This is a genomic window from Burkholderia sp. MSh2, assembly GCF_000731655.1.
In the GTDB taxonomy this organism is placed as follows: Bacteria; Pseudomonadota; Gammaproteobacteria; order Burkholderiales; family Burkholderiaceae; genus Burkholderia; species Burkholderia paludis.
In genome coordinates, this window is record NZ_JPGM01000027.1 from 1 (window position 1) to 19596 (window position 19596).

Here is a 19596-nt window from a genome sequence, read left to right on the forward strand (position 1 = left end):
GACTCGGGACTCGGGACTCGGGACTCGGGACTCGGGACTCGGGACTCGGGACTCGGGACTCGGGACTCGGGACTCGGCATGCGACATGCGGCATGCGGCATGCGGCATGTGGCATGTGGCATGTGGCATGTGGCATGTGGCATGTGGCATGTGGCATGTGGCGGGCGGCATGTGGCGGACGGCACCGGCCCGATCCATACGCCGCCATGAAAAACGGCACGCGGGCCGGCGCCATCGCCCGCCCGCGTGCCGTCGCGGCACCGCGCTGCCTGCCCGTGCGCTACCGGCGCCGCACGACCATCAGCCGCAATTCGGTCATGTCCTCGATCGCGTAGCGGATCCCTTCGCGGCCGAGGCCCGAATCCTTCACGCCGCCGTACGGCATGTTGTCGACGCGGAACGACGGCACGTCGTTGATCACGACGCCGCCGACCTCCAGCTCGTCCCACGCACGCTGCGCATGCGTGAGCGAATCGGTAAACACGCCCGCCTGCAACCCGAAGTCGCTGTCGTTCACGCGCGCGAGCGCATCGTCGAACCGCTCGAACTTCTCGAGGATCGCGACCGGGCCGAACGCCTCCTTCCGGTACAGGTCCTGCTCGCGCCCGACGTTCTCCAGCAGCGTCGCCTCGAACATCGCGCCGTCGACCTTGCCGCCCGCGACGATCCTCGCGCCCGCCGCGACGGCCGCATCCATCCAGCCGGACAGCCGGCGCGACTCGCCTTCGGAGATCATCGGGCCGACGAAGGTTGCCGGGTCCTTCGGATCGCCCATCTTCAGCGAACGCGTCTTCGCGACCAGCTTCTCGCGCAGCGCGTCGTAGAGATCGGCATGCACGAGGATCCGCTGCACGCCGATGCAGCTCTGGCCGGACTGGTAGTACGCGCCGAATGCGAGACGCTCGACCACGTAGTCGAGCCGGTCGCGCTGATCGGCATCGACGATCGCGGCCGCATTGCCGCCGAGTTCCAGCACGACTTTCTTCTTGCCGGCCTTCTCCTTCAGCGCCCAGCCGACCGCGGGCGACCCCGTGAACGACAGCAGCTTGAACCGCTCGTCGGTCGTGAACAGGTCGGCGCCGTCGCGATGCGCGGGCAGCACCGAAAACGCGCCCTTCGGCAGGTCGGTTTCCGCGAGCACCTCGCCGATGATCAGCGCGCCGATCGGCGTGCGGCTCGCGGGCTTCAGCACGAACGGGCAGCCGGCCGCGAGCGCCGGCGCGACCTTGTGCGCGGCGAGGTTCAGCGGGAAGTTGAACGGCGAGATGAACGAGCACGGACCGATCGGCACGCGCTTCGTGTAGCCCGTATAGCCCTGCGCACGCGCGGAGATCTCGAGGTTGACGATCTCGCCGTCGATGCGCACCGATTCCTCGGAGGCCACGCGGAACGTGTCGATCAGCCGCGTCACTTCGCCCTTCGAATCGTTGATCGGCTTGCCGGCCTCGATGCACAGCGCCTCGGCCAGCTCGTCGAAGCGCTCGCGAAAGCGCGCGACGCAATGGTCGAGCACCGCCTGCCGCCGGTACGCGGGCAGCTCGCGCATCGGTTTCGCGGCGTCGACCGCCGCGCCGATCGCCGCGTCGATCGCCCTGGCATCGGCCAGCGCGACCCGTGTCGCGACCTGGCCGCTGAACTTGTCCGTCACGTCCAGATCGGTGTTCGCGTACACGGCCTCGTTGGCGAGGTAGTACGGATAGGTTTCCTTCAGCATGGAACGGCTCCTTCCGGTGAGCGGGGGCTTCAGAGCTGCGCCGACAGGCGCTTGATCTCGCGGTTCAGCACGCGTTCGTTGTCCGAATAGTCGATCGGCACGTCGATCACGTGCACGCCCGGCGACGACAGGCACTCGCGCAGCAGCGGCTCGAGATCGTCGGCCGCCTCGACGCGGTGCCCGTGTGCGCCGTAGCTTTGCGCATACGACACGAAATCGGGGTTCTGCAGCGTCATCGCGAAATCGGGGAAGTTCATGTTCTCCTGCTTCCAGCGAATCATCCCGAACGCATCGTCGCGCAGGATCATCACGACGATGTCGAGCTTCAGCCGGACGGCCGTTTCGAGCTCCTGGGAATTCATCATGAAGCCGCCGTCGCCGCACACGGCGATCACCTTGCGCTGCGGATGCACGATCTTCGTCGCGATCGCCGACGGCACGCCCGCGCCCATCGACGCGAGCGCGTTGTCGAGCAGCAGCGAGTTCGGCTCGTGCGCGCGCCAGTAGCGCGCGAACCAGATCTTGTACATGCCGTTGTCGAGACAGACGATCCCGTCGACCGGCAGCGCGTTGTACAGGTCGTTGACGATGCGCACCGGGTACATCGGGAAGCGCGGATCGTGCTGGCCCTTCTCCAGATGCGCGTCGAAATGCTCCTTGATCATCGCGAAGCGCGCGAAATCCCAGTGCGGCTGCGGGACGACCGCCTCCTTCATCTGCCACACCGCGTTCGCGATGTCGCCGACCACCTCGATCTGCGGAAAATACACGGGATCGACCTGCGCGCCGAGGAAGTTCACGTGGATCACGGTCTTGTCGTCCGCGCGCATGAAGAACGGCGGCTTCTCGATCACGTCGTGGCCGACGTTGATGATGCAGTCCGCGTGTTCGATCGCGCGGTGCACGAAATCGCCGTCGGACAGCGTCGCGTTGCCGAGCCACAGCGGGTGCGTCTCGTCGATCACGCCCTTGCCCATCTGCGTCGTGAAGAACGGGATGCCCGTCTTGTCGACGAATTCGCCGAGGATCTTGCGGGTGGTCTTGCGGTTGCCGCCCGCGCCGATCATCAGCAGCGGATGGCGCGCGGCCTGGATCGCGGCGACCGCGTGCGCGACCGCCTTCTCCTCGGCCACCGGCCGCCGGCTGTAGCTGCGCGGGATCGGCTGGCCGTCGCCCTCCTCGTGCGCGATGTCTTCCGGCAGCTCGAGGTGCGCGGCGCCCGGGCGCTCTTCCTCCGCGCGGCGGAACGCCTCGCGCACGGCCGACGGGATGTTGCCGATCGACACGATCTGCCGCGTGAACTTCGTGAGCGGCTGCATCATGCCGACCACGTCGACGATCTGGAAGTGGCCCTGCTTGCTGGACTTGATCGGCTTCTGGCCGGTGATCATCAGCATCGGCATGCCGCCGAGCTGCGCGTACGCGGCGGCCGTCACGAAGTTCGTCGCGCCGGGGCCGAGCGTCGCGAGACACACGCCGGTGCGCCCCGTCAGGCGGCCGTAGGTGGCGGCCATGAACCCGGCCGCCTGCTCGTGCCGGGTCAGCACGAGCTTGATCTTCGAGCGCCGCAGCGATTCGAGCAGATCGAGGTTTTCTTCGCCGGGAATGCCGAACACGTACTCGACGCCTTCGGCTTCCAGCGCCTTCACGAACAGATCCGATGCTTTCATGGGGGACTCTCGGTTGATGCCGCCTGCCCGGCATACGGACACGTGGCGTACATGACGCGCGCCGGCCTACGGCGCGCGGACGCTTACCTACTGGACACAGACCACGGCACTGCCCGCCGCGCGACACAACGTGCACGGCGGTGCCCTCCGGATGCCGGAGGACGAACGGACCCGCCCGCGCGCGGCGGGTGCGCACGGGCGGCAAGGACGTTTTTGATTGTAGACGGATTCGAAAAATTCCGACGTCCGCAGGTTGCCTGATTCGCGCGCGGCGCGCCCATCGGCCAGACGGCCATTGCGCCGACAAACGACGCGCGCGGCCTTATGGTGAAGGCCATGCACACCACCCGGATATGTGAACCATGGTTGACACACCGCTATCGATGACATACAGTGCTCCAACCCTCAGCATCCGAACCACCTGCGTGTTCGACGCATGGTTCGCCGCGCTGCCGGACCGCATCGCGAAGCGCCGCATCCAGGCACGCATCGACCGCCTGTCGATGGGCAATCCGGGCGACTGGAAATCCGCCGGCTCGCCGGTCGTCGAAATGCGGATCGACCACGGCCCCGGCTACCGCGTCTATTACGTGCGGCGCGGAACGATCTGGGTCATCCTGCTCTGCGGCGGCGATAAATCGACGCAACAGGCCGACATCCGGGCCGCGCACGCGATGCTTGCGCATCTCGACATGGAGTAATCGATGGACAAGATCAGCACCCGGCCGTGGGATTCGGCCGACCACCTGAAGACCGAAGACGACATGGCCGATTATTTCGAAGCGTGCCTGCAGGAAGCCGGCGACGATCCGGCCTTCATCGCGCACGCGCTCGGCGTGATCGCACGCGCACGCGGCATGTCGCAAGTCGCGCGCGACGCGGGCCTGTCGCGCGAAGGGCTGTACAAGGCGCTGTCGCACGACGGCAACCCGAGCTTCGGCACGATCCTGAAGGTCATCAAGGCGCTCGGCCTGCAACTGCACGGCGCGAAGGCGCACGCGTAACGCGCATGACGCGCCGGCGCGCGGCATCGCATCCGCTCCGCGATCGCGCTGCCCGCGGCCGCCTCAGTGCAGCCACCCGGCCGCCCAGCGCGGCACCAGCGACACCAGATACAACCCGAGCCCGATCAGCCCGCCGACCAGCGTGCCGTTGATGCGGATGTACTGCAGGTCCTTGCCGATGTTCAGTTCGATCTGCCGCGACATCTCGCGCGCGTCCCAGTTGCGCACCGTGTCGCGAATGTGGCGCATCAGGAAATCGGCAAAATCCGGCGCCATCTCGTGCACGGCCTTCTCCACATGCTCGTTCAGCGACGCGCGCAGCGCCGGGCTTTCCGCGAGCCGCGCGCCCAGCCAGCCGCCGAGCGTCGCGGCCTGCCGGTGCAACGTCGAATCGGGGCGCGCGAGGTCCGCCTTCAGCCACCCGCGCAGCTGGTCCCACAGGTCGCGCACGTAGCCGTTGAACGCATCGCCGTCACGGATATAGCGCCTGATCTCCTCGCCCTTCGCGATGAACGCGGGGTCGTGCTTCAGCCGCTCGGTCAGCCGCGCGACCGTCCGGTCGAAACGTTGCCGCAGCTCGTGCTCGGGGTCGGCCGCTACGCCTTCCAGCACGCGGCTCACCGCGCTGGCGAGCATCCGCGCGCCGTTCTCGCCGAACCATTGCGTCGGCATGATCTTCTCGATCTTCGGGTATTGCGTTTTCAGCCATTCGACGATGAAACCCGCGATCACCTCGCGGTTCTCCTCCTTGTCGAGCACGTCGACCACCTGTTCGATCGCATCGTCGAGCAGCACCTGGTGGCGCCCGTCCTTCGTCAGCGTGTCGAGAATCGCGCCGGCCGATTGCGACAGGTCGACCCGGTCGAGCCCCGCGCGGAACGCGTCGTGGACGAACGACTGGATGCGCGCATCGTCGGTCATGTCGAGCGCGAAGCTCATCAGCTTCGTCACGTAGCCGCCGAGCGCGTCGGTGTTCGCCGGCTCGCCGAGCCACGCGCCGAGCTTCCGCGCGGGATCGTGCTGGCGGATCTGCGCGGCGAGCGCGTCGGGCCCGAGGAACTTCTCGCGCACGAACACCGCGAGGTTGTCGGCGATCTTGTCCTTGTTCTTCGGAATGATCTCGGTATGGCGTGACACGAACGGAATCGGCACGCGACGGAACAGCGCGACGACCGCGAACCAGTCGGCCAGCGCGCCGACCATCGCGGCCTCGGCCACGGCCTTGAAACCGTCGACCCACGGGCCGCGCGGCAGCAGGATCGTCGTGACGAACACCGCGACGGCGGCCAGCAGCAGCCACAGTGCGCGGCGCTTGCTTCGTTTCAGTTCGAGGGCTTTGTCTGGCGTCATGGGCAACCGGTCGGGCGAAGGATGCCGCCAATATGCACCGAGTCGGCGCCCGCCGACAAATGGCCGACCCTGATTAACGGCCGGCCGCCGAGGCATCGGCCGGACCGTCGGGGCCATTTCCGCCCCGCTTTTCGTACACGCGTTTCATTCGGCGCGGCACCGGCCACGCCCCTTCGCGACAGCCCTCCGGCGCCGCGCATCGCCCGCTCGGCCCCGCCAGCCGGGCTGTCTCTCAATGTCGTGTTTACCCGGATAGCACGACGTCGTTGCGTCCGCTCAGACTGTATTCACATTTCGAGACACTGTCTCTCATATAGAGACGAACATCATGCTCAAGACACTCAGCAGCGCACTGCAACTGATGCAGTACTTCACCGCCCGCCAGGCCGTATGGGGCGTCCGCGAACTCGCGAAGGAGAGCGGCGTGCATCACGCGATCGTCCATCGCGTGCTCGCGACGTTCGCGGCCGAGGGCTACCTCGTGCAGGACGACGCGGGCCGCTATGCGCTCGGCCTGCGCTGGTTCGAGATGGGCGAGATCGTGCGGCGCTCGCTGTCGCCGTCGCAAATCGTCGAACCCGCGCTGCATCGGCTCGCGCAGCAAAGCGGCGAGACCGTGTTCCTGTCGTTGCTCGACGGCTACGAAGGGCTGTGCCTCGACATCGCGCACGGCGACCAGCAGTTGCGTTTCTCGATCGAGGAAGGCCAGCGCTTCGCGCTGCATGCGGGCGCGCACGGCAAGGCGATCCTCGCGTTCCAGCCCGATCCGGTGCGCGACGAAGTCTTCGCCCGCGCGACGCGGGCCGGCCAGACCGTCGATCGCGCGGCCGTCGAGGCGCGCCTCGAGGTGATCCGCGAGAGCGGCTGGGCCTATACGCGCGAAGAAGCCGCCACCGGCGTCGCGGGCCTCGCGGTGCCGCTCACCGCGAAGGGCAGCCGCTCGGTCGCCGGATCGCTCGCGATCTCCGGGCCGATGCAGCGCCTCGACGAATCGGCCGTGCCGCGCCTGCTCGACGCGCTGAACGACGCGCGCCGCAAGATCGAGGGCGTGCTCAGCCTGATGCGCTGAGCCCATACCGCCCCCCAAAAAACGACAGACATCAGGCATCAGGAGGAGAAACCCATGAACGCCCAGCAAGACGCGCCGGCCGGAGAGCCGGCCGCGCCCGCCACCCCGTCCGGCGCCCCGCGCGTCCGGTTCGCCGAACCCGTGCTGCTGATCGTGTCGGTCGTGCTGTCCGTGCTCGGCGCGATCATCGGCATGCAGCTGATCGTGTCGCTCGGCATCTCGGCGAACACGTCTATCATCGGCGCGCTGATCGCGATCGTGTTCTCGCGCATCCCGCACGAACTCGCTCGGCGCTTCCGCGTGCTCGAACGCCAGAACCTCGTGCAGACGGCCATTTCGTCGGCCACGTTCGGCGCGGCGAACTCGCTGATGATCCCGATCGGCGTGCCGTACGCGATGGGCATGCCCGAGCTGGCGACGCCGATGCTGATCGGCGCGCTCGCCGCGATGCTCGTCGACGGCACCATGCTCTACCTGCTGTTCGGCAGCCGGATCTTCCCGGCCACGGGCAGCTGGCCGTCGGGCGTCGCGACCGCCGAAGCGATCTGGGCCGGCGACCGCGGCGGCCGCAAGGCCGCGTTCCTCGGCATCGGCGTCGCGGTTGGCGTGGCCGGCGCGTGGATCGGCATTCCGATGTCCGCGTTCGGCGCGGCGTTCCTCGGCAACCTGGCGGCGCTGACCATGTTCGGCCTCGGGCTGCTGATCCGTGGCTACTCGGTCGCGCTGACCGGCGTCGATATCGCGAAAGCGTACATCCCGCACGGCGTGATGATCGGCGCGGGCATCGTCGCCATGCTGCAGGTGTCGACCGAGATCCGCCGCGCACGCCGCGCGCCGGTCGACGAAGCCGGCACGGGCGACGTGTCGCCGCAGCGCGCGGGCCGCATCCTCGGCCTCGGCTATGTCGTCTACATGCTGATCGCGCTCGTGATCGTGGGCTGCACCGGCGGCTTCTCGGAGATGTCGACCGGCATGCTGATCGTGTTCGTGCTGTACGCGGCGTTCTCGGCGTACATCCACGAGCTGATCGTCGGCATCGCCGCGATGCATTCGGGCTGGTTCCCGGCCTTCGCCGTCGCGCTGATCACGCTGACGATCGGCATCCTGATCGGCTTCCCTGCGCCCGCGCTCGCGGTGCTGGTCGGCTTCTCGGCCGCGACGGGGCCGGCCTTCGCCGACATGGGCTACGACCTGAAGACCGGCTTCCTGCTGCGCGGGTCGGGCCGGGACCCGGCGCTCGAAATGGCCGGCCGCCGCCAGCAGTTCCTCGCGGCGACGCTCGGCTTCGCCGTCGCCGGCATCGTGGTCGTGCTGTTTCACCACGGCTTCTTCAGCCGCGACATGCTGCCGCCGGTCGATCGCGTCTACGCGGCGTCGATCAAGGCCGGCTCGTCGTGGGACATCGCGCGCGACCTCGCGATCTGGGCCGTGCCCGGCGCGCTGCTGCAGTGGCTGGGCGGTGCAAGGCGCCAGCTCGGCGTGCTGCTGTCGACCGGCATGCTGCTCACCTCGCCGCTCGCGGGCTTCGCCGTGCTGACCGGCCTCGCGATCCGCTTCATCCTGCTGCGCACGCGCGGCGAACGCGACATCGCCGAGATGAGCGCGTTCGCGGGTGGCGTGATCGCGGGCGACGCACTCTTCAGCTTCACGCGCTCGCTCATCAAGCTCAAGTAATCCGTTTCACCGACAGGACCCCTGATGGACATCACCGCAATCCGCGCCGATACGCCGCTGACCGCCTCGACGATCTACCTCGACACGGCCGCCGCATCGCTGCCGCCCGAGCCCGTGCTCGACACCGTCAACGACTATCTGCGCGACACCGGCCGCGTCGGCATCTACCTGCCCGCGTTCCGCAAGGCCACCTATGCGCGCGTCGACGCCGTGCGCACGCAGCTCGCCGCCTTTCTCGGCGCGCAGGCCGACGAGATCGCGTTCACGAAGAACGCGACCGAGGCGATCTCGCTCGTCGCGCAGGGGCTGCGCTGGCAGCCGGGCGACGAAGTGCTCGTCGCGGATACCGAAATGCTCAGCAACCTGCTGCCATGGAAGCGGCTCGAAGCCACGCACGGGATCGTCGTGAAGATGATTGCCGCGAACGACGAAGGGCTGCTGGCGCCCGACGCGTTCGCGCGGGCCGTCACGCCGCGCACGCGCCTGCTCACGTTCTCGCACGTGCCGAACTCGTCGGGCGCGCTGCAGGACGCCGCCGCGCTGTGCGCGATGGCCCGCGCGAACGGCGTGCTGTCGCTCGTCAATGCATCGCAGAGCATCGGGATGGTCGCGACCGACGTGCGCGCGCTCGACTGCGATTTCCTCGCGGGCTGCGGCCGCAAGGCGCTGCGCGCGACGGAAGGTTCCGGTTTCCTCTATGTGCGGCGCGAGCGGATCGATGCGCTCGAACCGGTGCTCGCCGGCTGGTGGAACGGTGCGTGCGACCGGACGACCGGCGCGCTGTCGTTCGTCGCCGGCGCGAAGCGCTTCGAAGCCGGCTGCCCGATCGTGCCGGCGATTCTCGGCCTCGGCGCCGCGCTTGACTATGCGCAGCGCATCGGCGTCGCGCAAATCGAGGCACGCGTGCGCGAGCTGACCGCGTATGCGGTCGAGCGCTTCGCAACGCTGCCCGGCTTCGAACTCTACGGCCCGCGCGATGCGGCGCGCCGCATCGGCATCGTGCCGTTCAACCTGCGCGGCGTCGATCCCGCGACGATCGTCGCGGCGCTCGAGGCGCAGCACTGCATCATCGAGGCCGGCAACTTCATGGCCGACGCGATCCTCGCGCGCTACGGCGTGTCGACGATGGCGCGCGTGTCGCTGCACTACTTCAACACCCGCGACGAAATCGACCGCGTCGCCGCGCTGATCCGCGCGGCGGCCCGCTGATCCCCTTCCCTACGACCGACCCAGGAGCCATCATGAACTCACGTTTCCTGCTGATGAGCAGTTCCCGCAAGGACGCGCTCGGCTATCTCGAGCACGCGACCGAACAGATTCACGCGCTGTTCCGCCACGAGGCGCGCAAGATCGTCTTCGTGCCGTACGCCGGCGTGTCGTTCAGCTTCGACACCTACGAAGGCCTCGTGAAGCCGGTGTTCGAGAAGCTCGGCTACGCGCTCGAATCGCTGCATCGCAGCGCCGACCCGCGCAAGACGATCGAGCACGCCGACGCGATCGCGATCGGCGGCGGCAACACGTTCGCGCTGCTCAAGCGTCTGTACGACGCGGACCTCGTCGACGCGATCCGTGCGCGCGTGCAGGCCGGCGTGCCGTACATCGGCTGGAGCGCGGGCAGCAACGTCGCCTGCCCGACGATCCGCACGACCAACGACATGCCGATCGTGCAGCCGCCCACGCTGCGCGCGCTCGGCCTCGTGCCGTTCCAGATCAACCCGCACTTCATCAGCGGCAAGCCGGCCGGCCACAACGGCGAGAGCCGCGAGGAACGCCTCGGCGAATTCCTCGACATCAACGCGCCCGAACAGGTGTTCGCGCTGCCCGAAGGCTCGGCACTGCTGTCCGACGGCACGACCGGCACCGTGCTCGGCGAGCGCGGCGCGCTGCATTTCGCGAGCAAGACCGACGTGCGCACGCTCGCGGAAAACGCCACCTTCCCGCTCGCATCGATCACCGGCCCGGCCGGCCTCGATGCGTGGCCCGCGTTCCGGCAATAAAAAACGCCGGACAGCCCTTTAAAAAAAAACATTTCCATATCGGTTAGGAGACCTTTTCATGAAGAAGCAAATTGCCGGGCTCGCGCTGCTGGCCGGCGCGACGGGCATCGCCCATGCCCAGTCCACCGTGACGCTGTACGGCGTCATCGACGTCGCGATCGGGTACCAGACGCACACCGACCCGTCCGGCGATCGCACGATCGGCCTGCAGCAGGGCAACGAGGGCTTCCTGTACGGCAGCCGCTTCGGGCTGAAAGGCAACGAAGCGCTCGGCGACGGCTGGAAAGCCGGTTTCACGCTGGAAAACGGCTTTCTGGCGAACAACGGCAAGCTCGACCAGCAGGGCCAGCTGTTCGGCCGCCAGGCGTTCGTGAAGCTCGGCCACGAGCGCTGGGGCGAGCTCGCGCTCGGCCGGCAGTACACCACCGGCAACACGATGCTGTACTACGTCGACCCGCTCGGCGTGGGCGCCGCGCCAACCAACTCGTGGCAGGTCTACCTGGTCGGCCAGCGCTACGACAACGCGGTCAGCTACACCGGCGCATACGGGCCGATGCAGGTGATCGCCGAGTACGCGTTCGGCGGGATCGCCGGCGACACGCGGGCGCGCTCGTCGATGTCGCTCGGGCTCAAGTACGAATCGGGCCCGGTGACGCTGATCGGCGATGCGCAGCAGACGCGCGACACGCAAAGCCGCCGCGCGCGGATCTACCTCGCCGGCGCGAAAGCGGCGATCGGCAGCGTGAACGTGTTCGCCAACTACCTGCACAGCGATCGCGACGCGGGCTTCGATTCGTCGAACGGGGGCACGGACACCGCGTCGATCACGAGCATGACGTCCGGCTCGCCGACCGCCGCCGTCACGATCAACTCGGTGTTCGACTCGCATCGCCGCGACGACTTCTTCACCGTCGGCGCGAGCTGGCGGGCAACGCCCGTGTGGAACTTCGTCGTCGCGGGGATGCACGACCGTACGCTCGCCGACGGCTTCAACGGCGCGCGCAGCACCGTCTACGGCGTCGCCGACTACAGCCTCAGCAAGCGCACCGACGTGTATGTCGCGACGTCGTACGAATGGACGCGCGGCGGCTGGTCGGGCCTGTTCGGCAATACGACGACCAATGCGGCGGCCGCCGGCGGCGCCGCACTCAACGGCCGCAACGAACAGCTTTCCGTGCTGCTCGGCTTGCGGCACTTCTTCTGACCCACCGCGCATTCGGCCGATGCGGCCCGCGGCGCGGCGCACCACCGCCGCATCGGCAACCTGAATCAAGAGGCATTCGATGGCACTGAAACAGACCCTCGTCATGTTCGACGCGCTCGACGGCGCGACCGTCAACGGGCAGCACATCGCCGCCCTGTTTGCGCCGTATGCGGCGCACGGCGTGACGATCGACGTCACCACGGTCAACAACGAACCGCCCGAGGACCCGACGAAGACGACCGACTTCCTCACGATCGTGATCCCCGGCTCGCGCGGCAAGACGGCCGGCGGCGAGGCGCGCACGCTGGGCATCGTCGGCCGCAACGGCGCGATCGGCGCGCGGCCCGCGAAGTTCGGGATGGTGTCGGACGCGGACGGCCCGATCGGCTCGCTCGCGGCCGCGCTGAAGCTCGCGCAGATGAAGGCGAACGGCGACGTGCTGCCCGGCGACGTGATCGTCACGACGCACCTGTCGACCGACGTGTCGATGAGCGAGAACAACGGCGTGCCGTTCATGGGCATGCCGGTTTCGTCGGCGACGATGAACCGCTACGAAGTGACGCCCGACATGGATGCGATCCTGTCGCTCGACGCGTCGAAGGGCAACCGGATCGTCAAGCAGCGCGGCTTTGCGCTGTCGCCGACCGCGATGCAGGGCTACATCCTGCGAATGGCGCCCGATCTCGTCGCGATCATGGAATCGACCACCGGCATGCCGGCCGTCACGTTCCCGATCTCGCTGCAGGACATCACGCCGTACGACAACGGGCTGTCGCACTTCAACAGCATCATGCAGCCGCACGTCGGCACCGACAAGCCGGTGGTCGGCGTCGCGATCACCGCGCGCGCGGTGGTCGGCGGCAGCGATTCGAGCGCGAGCCACGAGGTCGACCTCGCGGAAGCCGTGCGTTTCTCGGTCGAAGTCGCCAAGCGCTTCACGGCCGGCGCATGCGAGTTCTACGACGCGAACGAATGGCGCAGGATCCGCAACGCGTATCCGGACCTGAGCGTGTTCCAGGGGTACGGCAACGCCGCGTAACGACGCCATGCCGGCGCGGCGCGCCACACCGCCGGCCGCGCCGGCCGTGTGGCGCATCCCGCGTTACAGGAAGGTCTTCAGATTGACCGCGGGATCGGCGAGCTTCGCCGGATCGGGCACGGCCCCTGCCGCGATCAGCCGGCGCGATGCGCCGATGTCGCGCCCCAGGTTCGCCGCGGCCACCGCGACGATCTTCCCGTCGCCGCCCAGCCCGAACACCGTGAACGGTCCGCTCGCCGGATCGCCGCGCACGACGGTCGTGCATTCGCTGCCGAACAGCCCGAGCATCTGCAGGTTGCAGTCGTACTGATCGGACCACAGCCACGGCAGCTCGGCATAGGTCGCATCGTCGCCGAGCAGGTTCGCGGCCGCGACGGCCGGCTGGTTTTCGGCAACCTGCCACGATTCGATCCGCACATGACGCCCGAGCAGCGGATTGAAATGCATCGTCACCTCGCCCGCCGCGAAGACCGCGGGATCGATCGTCCGGCAGCCGGCGTCGACGCGTATGCCGTTGTCGACCTCGAGCCCCGCCGCCTGAGCAAGCTCGACGTTCGGCGTCACGCCGATGCCGACCACGACGATATCGGCCGCCACGTCGCCGCGGTCGGTCTCGACGATCGCGCCGCCCGCCGGCGCGCGACGGATCGCGCGCGGCAGCGTGGCCATCCGGAAGGCCACGCCGCGCGCTTCGTGCAGCCGATGCGCATACGCGCCGACGACGTCCGGCAACGCGCGCTGCAGCAGGCGCGGAGCCGGGTCGATCACCGTGACGTCGCACCCGAGCTGGCGCGCCGCGGCCGCGACCTCGAGCCCGATGAAACCGCCGCCCAGCACCGCCACGCGGCGGCCCGGCAACAGCTGCGCGCGCAACGCCCGCGCATCCTCGACCGTGCGAACGTAGTGCGGCTCGACGCCCGCGTCGACCACGCCGCCGAACAGGCGCACCCGCGAGCCCGTCGCGAGCACGAGCCGCGCATAAGGCAGCGTCGTGCCGTCGTCGAGCCGCACGCGCCGCGCGTCGCGCTCGATCGCGTCGACTCGCGTGCCGAGCCGCAGCACGATGCGCTGCGCGTCGTACCAGCCCGCATCGCGCACGAATGCACGCTGCTCGCCGCCGTCGCTCAGCAGCGCGTCTTTCGACAGCGCGGGCCGATCGTACGGCAGCTCGCGCTCCGCGCCGACCATCACGATCCGGGCCCCGGCATCGCGCTCGCGCAGCGCTTCGGCCGTGCGCCGTGCCGCATGGCCGGCGCCGACGATCACGAACGGATCAGCCGACATTGATTTCCACCTGCCCGTCGACGATCCGCAGCGGATAGGTCCGCACCGGCTCGGTGATCGGCGCGCATTTCGGCGCGCCGGTGCGGATGTCGATCAGCCCCTGGTGCAGCGGGCATTCGACGCAGCCGTCCTCCACATAGCCCTCGGACAACCGCGCATGGCCGTGCGAGCAGAGGTCGTGCATCGCGAACAGTTCGTCGCCGATCCGGAACACGGCGATCGGCTTCTGGCCGGCGACGCGCGCCGCCGGTTCGTCTTCGGAGAATTCGTCGAAAGCGCCGAGCGGATGCCACTCGGCCAGCGTTGCTTCGGTCATGTCGGTTCCTTGCTTCCAGGTCAGATCGGGGTGGCGAGCAGCGTCTGCACGCGCGACGTGTCGTAGATCACGCGCTTGGTCTTGTAACGCAGCCCGTCGGGCGTACGCACGACCGTGTCGTAGTACTTGCCGGCCTGGTACACGTTCGATTCGCCGTTGCTGCGCGTCTGCACGACGACGTAGTTGCTCTCGGTATCGATCTCGCCGTCGCGTTCGGCGACGATCGTCAGGCCCGACGTCATGTGCCGGTACGTGTGCTCTTCGTAGATGTTCGCGTGCCGCAGCGACACCACGCGGTCGCGCAGCATCCGCTGGTTCGTGCAGTGGACGATCCCGACCGGCAGCCCGAGATCCGCGTTCTCCTTCGGCACGATTTCGTACGTGCAGTCCTCGGTGAACATCTCCGGCCAGTGTTCGAGCCGGTCGTTGTCGAGGTGTCCGATATAGCGGTTCTGGAGCATGTAAATCTCGAACCACGTCTTCATGTCTTCCGTCATTTCGCGCTCCCGCCTCAATAGCCCATCAGCTTCTGGTAGCCGACCCAGAACTTGCGGATCAGGCTTTCGGTGATCACCGTGTCCTGCTGCTCCGGATTGCCGCGCGACATCTCGATCACCGACGTCGCGTCGCCGTCGCGCACCGTGCCGCGCTGCACGAGCTCGGTCGCCTCGGTGTCCTCCATCGAGATGTAGCCCGCCGGCCCGACGAGGTTCGCCTGCTTGATGCGCAGCGCGCGCAGCTCCGGCGTATCGTCCGTGTAGCCGAAGAAGTGGAAGATCAGTTCGAAGTTGTCGGGGCCTTTCGGCAGGATCTGCCGCGCGACCAGCGTGTTGTGGATCTGCTGGATCACGAGCTGCGGGAAGATCGGCTGGATATGGTTCGTGCAGTCCTCGTCGTATTCCGGCACGAGATCGAGGATCGATTCGTCCTCGAGATGGAAACCCTCGTCGAACGAGCGGATGTTCTGCTGCTTGTAGGCCGCCGACGTATCGTCGCCCGTCTTCGTCACGGTGATGATGCTGTGCAGCCCGTGGTTCGCGTCCGGGATCGAGCGCGCCTTCATGCCGACGCGGAAGATGTTGAAGGTCGTATGGAACAGGTGCAGCATGCTCGCGTGATACGGGTCCTTCACGTTCTCCATGTACAGCTTCCAGTTCGACTTCGAGTACTGGCGCGTGCAGCCGAGATACTCCACCGGCTTGTGGAAGATCCGGTCGATCCACGGGCGCATCTGCTCGCCGAGATAGTCGGGCAGCGGCATGACGTCGTCGCTGAAGGTCGCGAACACGAGCCCGCGATAGCAGTCGACGCGCAGCTTGCGCAGCCCGTGCTGCTTCGGGTCGAAGTCGGCCGGCATCCCGGTCATCCCCTTCTGGCCGCGCCGGAACGGCACGCCGAGCAGGTTGCCCTGGTTGTCGAAGCTCCACTGGTGATAGACGCAGGTGTGCGAGCTGGCGTTGCCGCGCGACTTGCGGCACACCTGCGCGCCGCGGTGCGCGCAGCGGTTCACCCATGCGGCGAGCGTGCCGTCCTCGGCGCGCGTGACGACGACCGGCGTATCGCCAACGAACGTGCTCTTGAAGTCGCCCGGGTTCGGGATTTCCGCCTCGAGCGCGACGAAGTTCCACGTCGGCCCGCGAAAGATGCGCTCCTGCTCGCGATCGTAGACGGCGCGCGAGCTGAACACCTTGTACGGCACGCGCGAGCCGTCGTCATGCGGAAAGGTCACGTCGGCTGCGTCGTCGCGCGTGGCGAACACGACGGGCGATTCTGTCTGCTCCATGTCGGACTCCTTGTCGATCCGTTGCGTTGAATGCATGGAACAGATTTTTGAAAAGCTAATATTTCCCGTCTATCCGGAAAGTGCGATTGCGGCGGCGCAATATCCACTTTCGGCGGATTTCTGCGCTAGCATGACGGCACACGCGACCGGCGCACGATCGCGACCCATTGTCCGGATCGAAGCGCGCGTCGCCCATACAAAGGCTGAGGCCCATGTCCCCAACGTCGTTCGAGCCGCTCGCGCTGCGCGCGCACCGGCTGTTCGAATCCCGCGATCTCGACGAGACGCGCGAGCGGATCTCGCGCGTGATGCAGCCGCATGCGCTGCTGCCGGGCGGCCGCGTGCGCGGCGCGGCGCACATGGATTTCGTCCGGCTCGGCGGGCTCGGGATCGGCACGATCGCGTTCGGCGACGCGATGCGCGTGCAGGTCGACGCGGTCGACGGCTATTACCTGCTGATGTTCTGCCTGTCCGGCCAGGCCGAGGTGCGCGCGATGGGGCGGCAGCTCGGCGTCGACGGCCAGACCGGCGTGCTCTGCGCGCCCGGCGAGCGCTTCGACGCGGTGCTGTCCGCCGATTGCGAGCAGTTCGTGCTGCGCATCGACGCGGCGACCGTCGGCTCGCTGACCGGCGATCCGCGCGCGACGCTCGATCCCGTCCTGCACGTCAGCGACGCCGCGCTCGCCGCGTGGCGCCAGCAACTGATGCTCGTCGCACGCTCGCCCGAGCTGCTCGAACGCGCGAACGCGAACCCGCGCGTCGCGTCGCAGCTCGAGCACCTGCTGATCGACCTGCTGATCGAGGGCCATCCACCGTCCGTGCTGCGGGCGTCGCACCGCGACCCGGCCCCCGGCTTCGTGCGGCGCGCGCAGGAATTCGTGAACGCGCACTATGCGCAGCCGCTGCAGCTCGCCGATATCGTCCAGGCCGCCGGCGTGCCGGAACGGACGCTGCGCGATGCGTTCCTCCAGTTCCGCGGGATGAGCCCCATGCAGTACCTGCGCGCGACGCGGCTCGACCATGCGCGCGAGCTGCTGCGCGGTGCGGCGCCCGACCGGCGGATCGCCGATGTCGCGCTCGATTGCGGGTTTGCGCACCTCGGACGGTTCGCGATCGCATACCGGGAAAAGTTCGGCGAATCGCCGTCGGAAACGCTCGACGCGAAGCGCTGACAGCCGCTGCGCCGGCGCACGCGCCGCCGGTTTGCACGGCCGGCAACGCACCGCATCGATCGGGACGACGCGGCGAGGCCTCCCCGCATCCGCGGGCGTATTCCAAATAGACCGTTAGTTGCGATCTGGCGCCTGCGACATCCGTTACGCCGGCGGCGCGATCATCTCCCGGGCAATCGCGCAGAACGCGGCGGTGGCGGCGTTTTCGCCGTGCAGCCGGCGGCTCATGATGATCGGCGACGTCGCGGCCGGCTCCGGCAACCGCCGGTAGACGACGCCCTTCACGCGCACGCCCTCCACGCTCTCCGGCACCAGCGACACGCCGACCTGCGCGGCCACGAGCCCGAGCGCCGTCTGCAGCTCGCGCACCTCGTGAACGGCCGCCGGCACCAGCGCGCCGTCGCGCAGCGCGGAGAGCTGCTGATCGGCAAAGCTCGGGCGCGGCGTGCTCGGGTAGACGATCAGCGTCTCGTTCGCGATGTCCGCGAGCGTCAGCGGCCGGGCCGGATCGGCGAGCGGATGCCCGACCGGCAGCGCCGCGATCAGCTTTTCCTCGATCAGCGCCTCGCGCACCAGTTGGTCGTCGTCGAACCGCAGACGGCCGAACCCCACGTCGATCCGTCCGCCCTTCAGCGCGCCGAGCTGCTCGAGCGTGAACATTTCGATCAGCGACAGCTCGACGCCGGGCTGCGCCTCGCGAAACGCGCGGATCACGTCCGGCAGCGCGCCGTACAGCGTCGACGGGACGAAGCCGATCACGATCCGCTCCGACAGTTGCGCGAGCCGCCGCGTCAGCGGCCCGAGCTCGTCGGCCTGATCGACGAGACGTTTCGCCTGCGCATAGAACACGCGCCCGGCATCGGTCAGCTTCAGCGGCCGCGCGCCGCGCTCGAACAGCGGCAGGCCGATCTCGTCCTCGATCGCCTGGAGCTGGCGGCTCAGCGGCGGCTGCGTCATGTGCAGCCGCTCGGCCGCCCGCGTGATGTTCATCTCCTCGGCGACGGCGATGAAGTAGCGGAGCTGACGCAATTCCATTTCATGCCTCGAAGGTATGGGTGTCGTCGGACAGCGGGCTGGACGACGCGCGGCGGGATTGCGTGCCATGCGCGCCAGCAGGAAGAATCGCATGATAGCAACCGCCGCCGCCATCGGGCGTATCGAGGCGCGACGCGTCGACGCGCCGACGGTCGGGCCCCGCGAATTGCCGGTCGCGGCGAGGCATTGACGGCCCGTCGGGCCGGCCCGGATTCGATGCACGGACGGTATCGAAGGCGTCGGCGGGGGAGCGTCCGGGACCGTCGACGCGTTCACGGTCGAACGGGATCGCGATGCCGGGTGCCCGGCCGGGAGGGCGCACCACCTGTGAACGCGGGAAAGTGCCGTGCGGCATGCGAACCTGACCGGCAACGGTGGGGCCTTCGCCCTGTCGCCGCCCGCCTTCGATCCGCGCAGCACGATCCGCTCCGATGCCGAAGGCTGCTTCTGCTTCTGCTTCTGCTTCTGCTTCTGCTTCTGCTTCTGCTTCCGCTTCCGCTTCCGCTTCCGCTTCCGCTTCCGCTTCCGCTTCCGCTTCCGCTTCCGCTTCCGCTTCCGCTTCCACAGCATGCCCCCAATCGGCCCCGTCGCCCCGGCCATTGTCAGGCGCATGCTCACGGCTTCGTTTCGGCGAACGGTTGTCGTAAGCTGACGATGTGGATCGACATCGAAGGCGACGCGCATCCGCGACACGGCCGCCCATGCGCGACGCGCGAAAGGCCGATCCCGGCGGTCACGCAAACCGAGGCGGCGAAAGGCAAGCCGTACGACGTCGACGGACCGTTCGCACCGATCGGCTTCGATTGCCTTCCGCACGAGGAACCGCGCGACGCACCGCGAAACGAAGTTACGCCGGCCCGGGCGGCCCGACCGTTCGGCGCATCGACAACACAAGGAGCGCAGGATGCTGTTTCATGTGGAAATGACCGTCCGTCTGCCGACGGACATGGACCCGGTCAAGGCCGCGACGCTGAAGGCGGAAGAAAAGGCGATGTGCCAGCGGCTGATGAACGAAGGGATCTGGCGGCATCTGTGGCGGATCGCCGGGCGCTATGCGAACGTCAGCGTTTTCGACGTCGAGAGCGTGCAGCAACTGCATGACCTGCTGAGCCAGTTGCCGCTCTTCCCGTACATGGAACTCGACGTGCGGGCGCTGTGCCGGCATCCGTCGTCGGTGCGGGAAGACGATCGCTGAACCGGCGTGAATCGCGGCCGTCGCGCGCGGCCTCAAGAGGCACGACACGGGCGGCCGGCGATGTCACGCAGGCTGCCCGCGTCGCGTTCA

At 68.1% G+C, this 19596-nt stretch carries 19 protein-coding genes; 10 read left to right on the forward strand and 9 right to left on the reverse strand.

Going from position 1 to position 19596, the window contains the following annotated elements; all coding sequences use genetic code 11:
• Nucleotides 1–280 precede the first annotated feature (280 nt).
• Together GQ57_RS17725 and GQ57_RS17730 are read right to left on the reverse strand one after the other, a co-directional pair.
• Entirely contained in the window at nucleotides 281–1714 is a 1434-nt protein-coding gene (locus GQ57_RS17725; RefSeq protein ID WP_034198569.1) for an aldehyde dehydrogenase family protein, read from the reverse strand.
• A 29-nt stretch (nucleotides 1715–1743) separates the two neighbouring features.
• Nucleotides 1744–3384: an acetolactate synthase large subunit gene (locus tag GQ57_RS17730; protein WP_031398962.1), complete on the reverse strand. Its 1641-nt coding sequence runs from the start codon at nucleotides 3382–3384 to the stop codon at nucleotides 1744–1746.
• A gap of 383 nt (nucleotides 3385–3767) precedes the next feature.
• On the opposite strand from GQ57_RS17730, the gene GQ57_RS17735 reads away from it, so the two are divergent.
• Together GQ57_RS17735 and GQ57_RS17740 are read left to right on the forward strand one after the other, a co-directional pair.
• The gene (locus tag GQ57_RS17735; RefSeq protein ID WP_034198570.1) at nucleotides 3768–4085 is read left to right on the forward strand and encodes a type II toxin-antitoxin system RelE/ParE family toxin; all 318 of its coding nucleotides are present in this window, start codon (nucleotides 3768–3770) and stop codon (nucleotides 4083–4085) included.
• A 3-nt stretch (nucleotides 4086–4088) separates the two neighbouring features.
• A complete protein-coding gene (locus GQ57_RS17740; protein ID WP_021157290.1) occupies nucleotides 4089–4388 on the forward strand; it encodes an addiction module antidote protein in 300 nt (99 codons plus the stop codon).
• A 63-nt stretch (nucleotides 4389–4451) separates the two neighbouring features.
• Here GQ57_RS17740 and GQ57_RS17745 read toward each other — a convergent pair whose 3' ends face one another.
• Complete coding sequence (locus GQ57_RS17745; protein ID WP_034198571.1) at nucleotides 4452–5738, reverse strand: DUF445 domain-containing protein; 1287 nt, start codon at nucleotides 5736–5738, stop codon at nucleotides 4452–4454.
• 328 nt (nucleotides 5739–6066) lie between these two features.
• On the opposite strand from GQ57_RS17745, the gene GQ57_RS17750 reads away from it, so the two are divergent.
• The 6 genes from GQ57_RS17750 (at nucleotide 6067) to GQ57_RS17775 (ending at nucleotide 12721) form a co-directional block, all read left to right on the forward strand.
• Nucleotides 6067–6807 (forward strand): IclR family transcriptional regulator, encoded by a 741-nt coding sequence (locus GQ57_RS17750; RefSeq protein ID WP_031398965.1) that lies wholly within the window; start codon nucleotides 6067–6069, stop codon nucleotides 6805–6807.
• Nucleotides 6808–6861: 54 nt separating this feature from the next.
• Nucleotides 6862–8481: an OPT/YSL family transporter gene (locus tag GQ57_RS17755; RefSeq protein WP_031398966.1), complete on the forward strand. Its 1620-nt coding sequence runs from the start codon at nucleotides 6862–6864 to the stop codon at nucleotides 8479–8481.
• A 24-nt stretch (nucleotides 8482–8505) separates the two neighbouring features.
• On the forward strand, nucleotides 8506–9690 hold the full coding sequence (locus GQ57_RS17760) for an aminotransferase class V-fold PLP-dependent enzyme (RefSeq protein ID WP_034198572.1): 1185 nt from the start codon (nucleotides 8506–8508) through the stop codon (nucleotides 9688–9690).
• 32 nt (nucleotides 9691–9722) lie between these two features.
• Entirely contained in the window at nucleotides 9723–10478 is a 756-nt protein-coding gene (gene pepE / locus GQ57_RS17765) for a dipeptidase PepE (protein WP_034198573.1), read from the forward strand.
• A gap of 58 nt (nucleotides 10479–10536) precedes the next feature.
• Nucleotides 10537–11682: a porin gene (locus tag GQ57_RS17770; protein ID WP_034198574.1), complete on the forward strand. Its 1146-nt coding sequence runs from the start codon at nucleotides 10537–10539 to the stop codon at nucleotides 11680–11682.
• Between the two features lie 79 nt (nucleotides 11683–11761).
• Nucleotides 11762–12721: a DUF1177 domain-containing protein gene (locus tag GQ57_RS17775; protein ID WP_031398970.1), complete on the forward strand. Its 960-nt coding sequence runs from the start codon at nucleotides 11762–11764 to the stop codon at nucleotides 12719–12721.
• A 63-nt stretch (nucleotides 12722–12784) separates the two neighbouring features.
• Here the strand turns inward: GQ57_RS17775 and andAa are convergent, their stop codons facing one another.
• From andAa to andAc, 4 genes are read right to left on the reverse strand one after another with little or no spacing between them, the layout of a single operon-like run.
• Complete coding sequence (gene andAa / locus GQ57_RS17780) at nucleotides 12785–14005, reverse strand: anthranilate 1,2-dioxygenase system ferredoxin--NAD(+) reductase (RefSeq protein ID WP_034198575.1); 1221 nt, start codon at nucleotides 14003–14005, stop codon at nucleotides 12785–12787.
• Nucleotides 13995–14321, reverse strand: coding sequence for an anthranilate 1,2-dioxygenase ferredoxin subunit AndAb (gene andAb / locus GQ57_RS17785; protein WP_031398972.1), 327 nt, complete (start codon nucleotides 14319–14321; stop codon nucleotides 13995–13997). Before andAb ends, andAa begins: the two co-directional genes overlap by 11 nt.
• Before the next feature lie 20 nt (nucleotides 14322–14341).
• Nucleotides 14342–14818, reverse strand: a complete 477-nt coding sequence (gene andAd, locus GQ57_RS17790; RefSeq protein WP_006490977.1) for an anthranilate 1,2-dioxygenase small subunit AndAd — start codon at nucleotides 14816–14818, stop codon at nucleotides 14342–14344.
• A 14-nt stretch (nucleotides 14819–14832) separates the two neighbouring features.
• Nucleotides 14833–16104, reverse strand: coding sequence for an anthranilate 1,2-dioxygenase large subunit AndAc (gene andAc / locus GQ57_RS17795; protein ID WP_031398973.1), 1272 nt, complete (start codon nucleotides 16102–16104; stop codon nucleotides 14833–14835).
• Nucleotides 16105–16316: 212 nt separating this feature from the next.
• On the opposite strand from andAc, the gene andR reads away from it, so the two are divergent.
• The gene (gene andR / locus GQ57_RS17800) at nucleotides 16317–17276 is read left to right on the forward strand and encodes an anthranilate 1,2-dioxygenase regulatory protein AndR (protein ID WP_031398974.1); all 960 of its coding nucleotides are present in this window, start codon (nucleotides 16317–16319) and stop codon (nucleotides 17274–17276) included.
• 144 nt (nucleotides 17277–17420) lie between these two features.
• Here the strand turns inward: andR and GQ57_RS17805 are convergent, their stop codons facing one another.
• Both GQ57_RS17805 and GQ57_RS43390 read right to left on the reverse strand, forming a co-directional pair.
• Nucleotides 17421–18311 (reverse strand): LysR family transcriptional regulator, encoded by an 891-nt coding sequence (locus tag GQ57_RS17805; RefSeq protein WP_031398975.1) that lies wholly within the window; start codon nucleotides 18309–18311, stop codon nucleotides 17421–17423.
• A gap of 1 nt (nucleotide 18312) precedes the next feature.
• Nucleotides 18313–18876, reverse strand: a complete 564-nt coding sequence (locus GQ57_RS43390) for a hypothetical protein (RefSeq protein WP_174923266.1) — start codon at nucleotides 18874–18876, stop codon at nucleotides 18313–18315.
• 339 nt (nucleotides 18877–19215) lie between these two features.
• Between GQ57_RS43390 and catC the strand changes: the two genes are divergently transcribed.
• On the forward strand, nucleotides 19216–19506 hold the full coding sequence (gene catC, locus GQ57_RS17820; protein WP_031398978.1) for a muconolactone Delta-isomerase: 291 nt from the start codon (nucleotides 19216–19218) through the stop codon (nucleotides 19504–19506).
• Nucleotides 19507–19596: the final 90 nt, after the last annotated feature.

Coding starts and splice junctions, on each gene's coding strand:
- GQ57_RS17755 (WP_031398966.1), top strand. CDS start 6,862: ATGAACGCCCAGCAAGACGCGCCGGCCGGAGAGCCGGCCGCGCCCGCC.
- GQ57_RS17775 (WP_031398970.1), top strand. CDS start 11,762: ATGGCACTGAAACAGACCCTCGTCATGTTCGACGCGCTCGACGGCGCG.
- andR (WP_031398974.1), top strand. CDS start 16,317: ATGTCCCCAACGTCGTTCGAGCCGCTCGCGCTGCGCGCGCACCGGCTG.
- andAb (WP_031398972.1), bottom strand. CDS start 14,321: ATGACCGAAGCAACGCTGGCCGAGTGGCATCCGCTCGGCGCTTTCGAC.
- GQ57_RS17750 (WP_031398965.1), top strand. CDS start 6,067: ATGCTCAAGACACTCAGCAGCGCACTGCAACTGATGCAGTACTTCACC.
- andAd (WP_006490977.1), bottom strand. CDS start 14,818: ATGACGGAAGACATGAAGACGTGGTTCGAGATTTACATGCTCCAGAAC.
- GQ57_RS17770 (WP_034198574.1), top strand. CDS start 10,537: ATGAAGAAGCAAATTGCCGGGCTCGCGCTGCTGGCCGGCGCGACGGGC.
- GQ57_RS17730 (WP_031398962.1), bottom strand. CDS start 3,384: ATGAAAGCATCGGATCTGTTCGTGAAGGCGCTGGAAGCCGAAGGCGTC.
- pepE (WP_034198573.1), top strand. CDS start 9,723: ATGAACTCACGTTTCCTGCTGATGAGCAGTTCCCGCAAGGACGCGCTC.
- GQ57_RS17735 (WP_034198570.1), top strand. CDS start 3,768: ATGACATACAGTGCTCCAACCCTCAGCATCCGAACCACCTGCGTGTTC.
- GQ57_RS17740 (WP_021157290.1), top strand. CDS start 4,089: ATGGACAAGATCAGCACCCGGCCGTGGGATTCGGCCGACCACCTGAAG.
- GQ57_RS17745 (WP_034198571.1), bottom strand. CDS start 5,738: ATGACGCCAGACAAAGCCCTCGAACTGAAACGAAGCAAGCGCCGCGCA.
- andAa (WP_034198575.1), bottom strand. CDS start 14,005: ATGTCGGCTGATCCGTTCGTGATCGTCGGCGCCGGCCATGCGGCACGG.
- GQ57_RS17805 (WP_031398975.1), bottom strand. CDS start 18,311: ATGGAATTGCGTCAGCTCCGCTACTTCATCGCCGTCGCCGAGGAGATG.
- andAc (WP_031398973.1), bottom strand. CDS start 16,104: ATGGAGCAGACAGAATCGCCCGTCGTGTTCGCCACGCGCGACGACGCA.
- catC (WP_031398978.1), top strand. CDS start 19,216: ATGCTGTTTCATGTGGAAATGACCGTCCGTCTGCCGACGGACATGGAC.
- GQ57_RS17725 (WP_034198569.1), bottom strand. CDS start 1,714: ATGCTGAAGGAAACCTATCCGTACTACCTCGCCAACGAGGCCGTGTAC.
- GQ57_RS17760 (WP_034198572.1), top strand. CDS start 8,506: ATGGACATCACCGCAATCCGCGCCGATACGCCGCTGACCGCCTCGACG.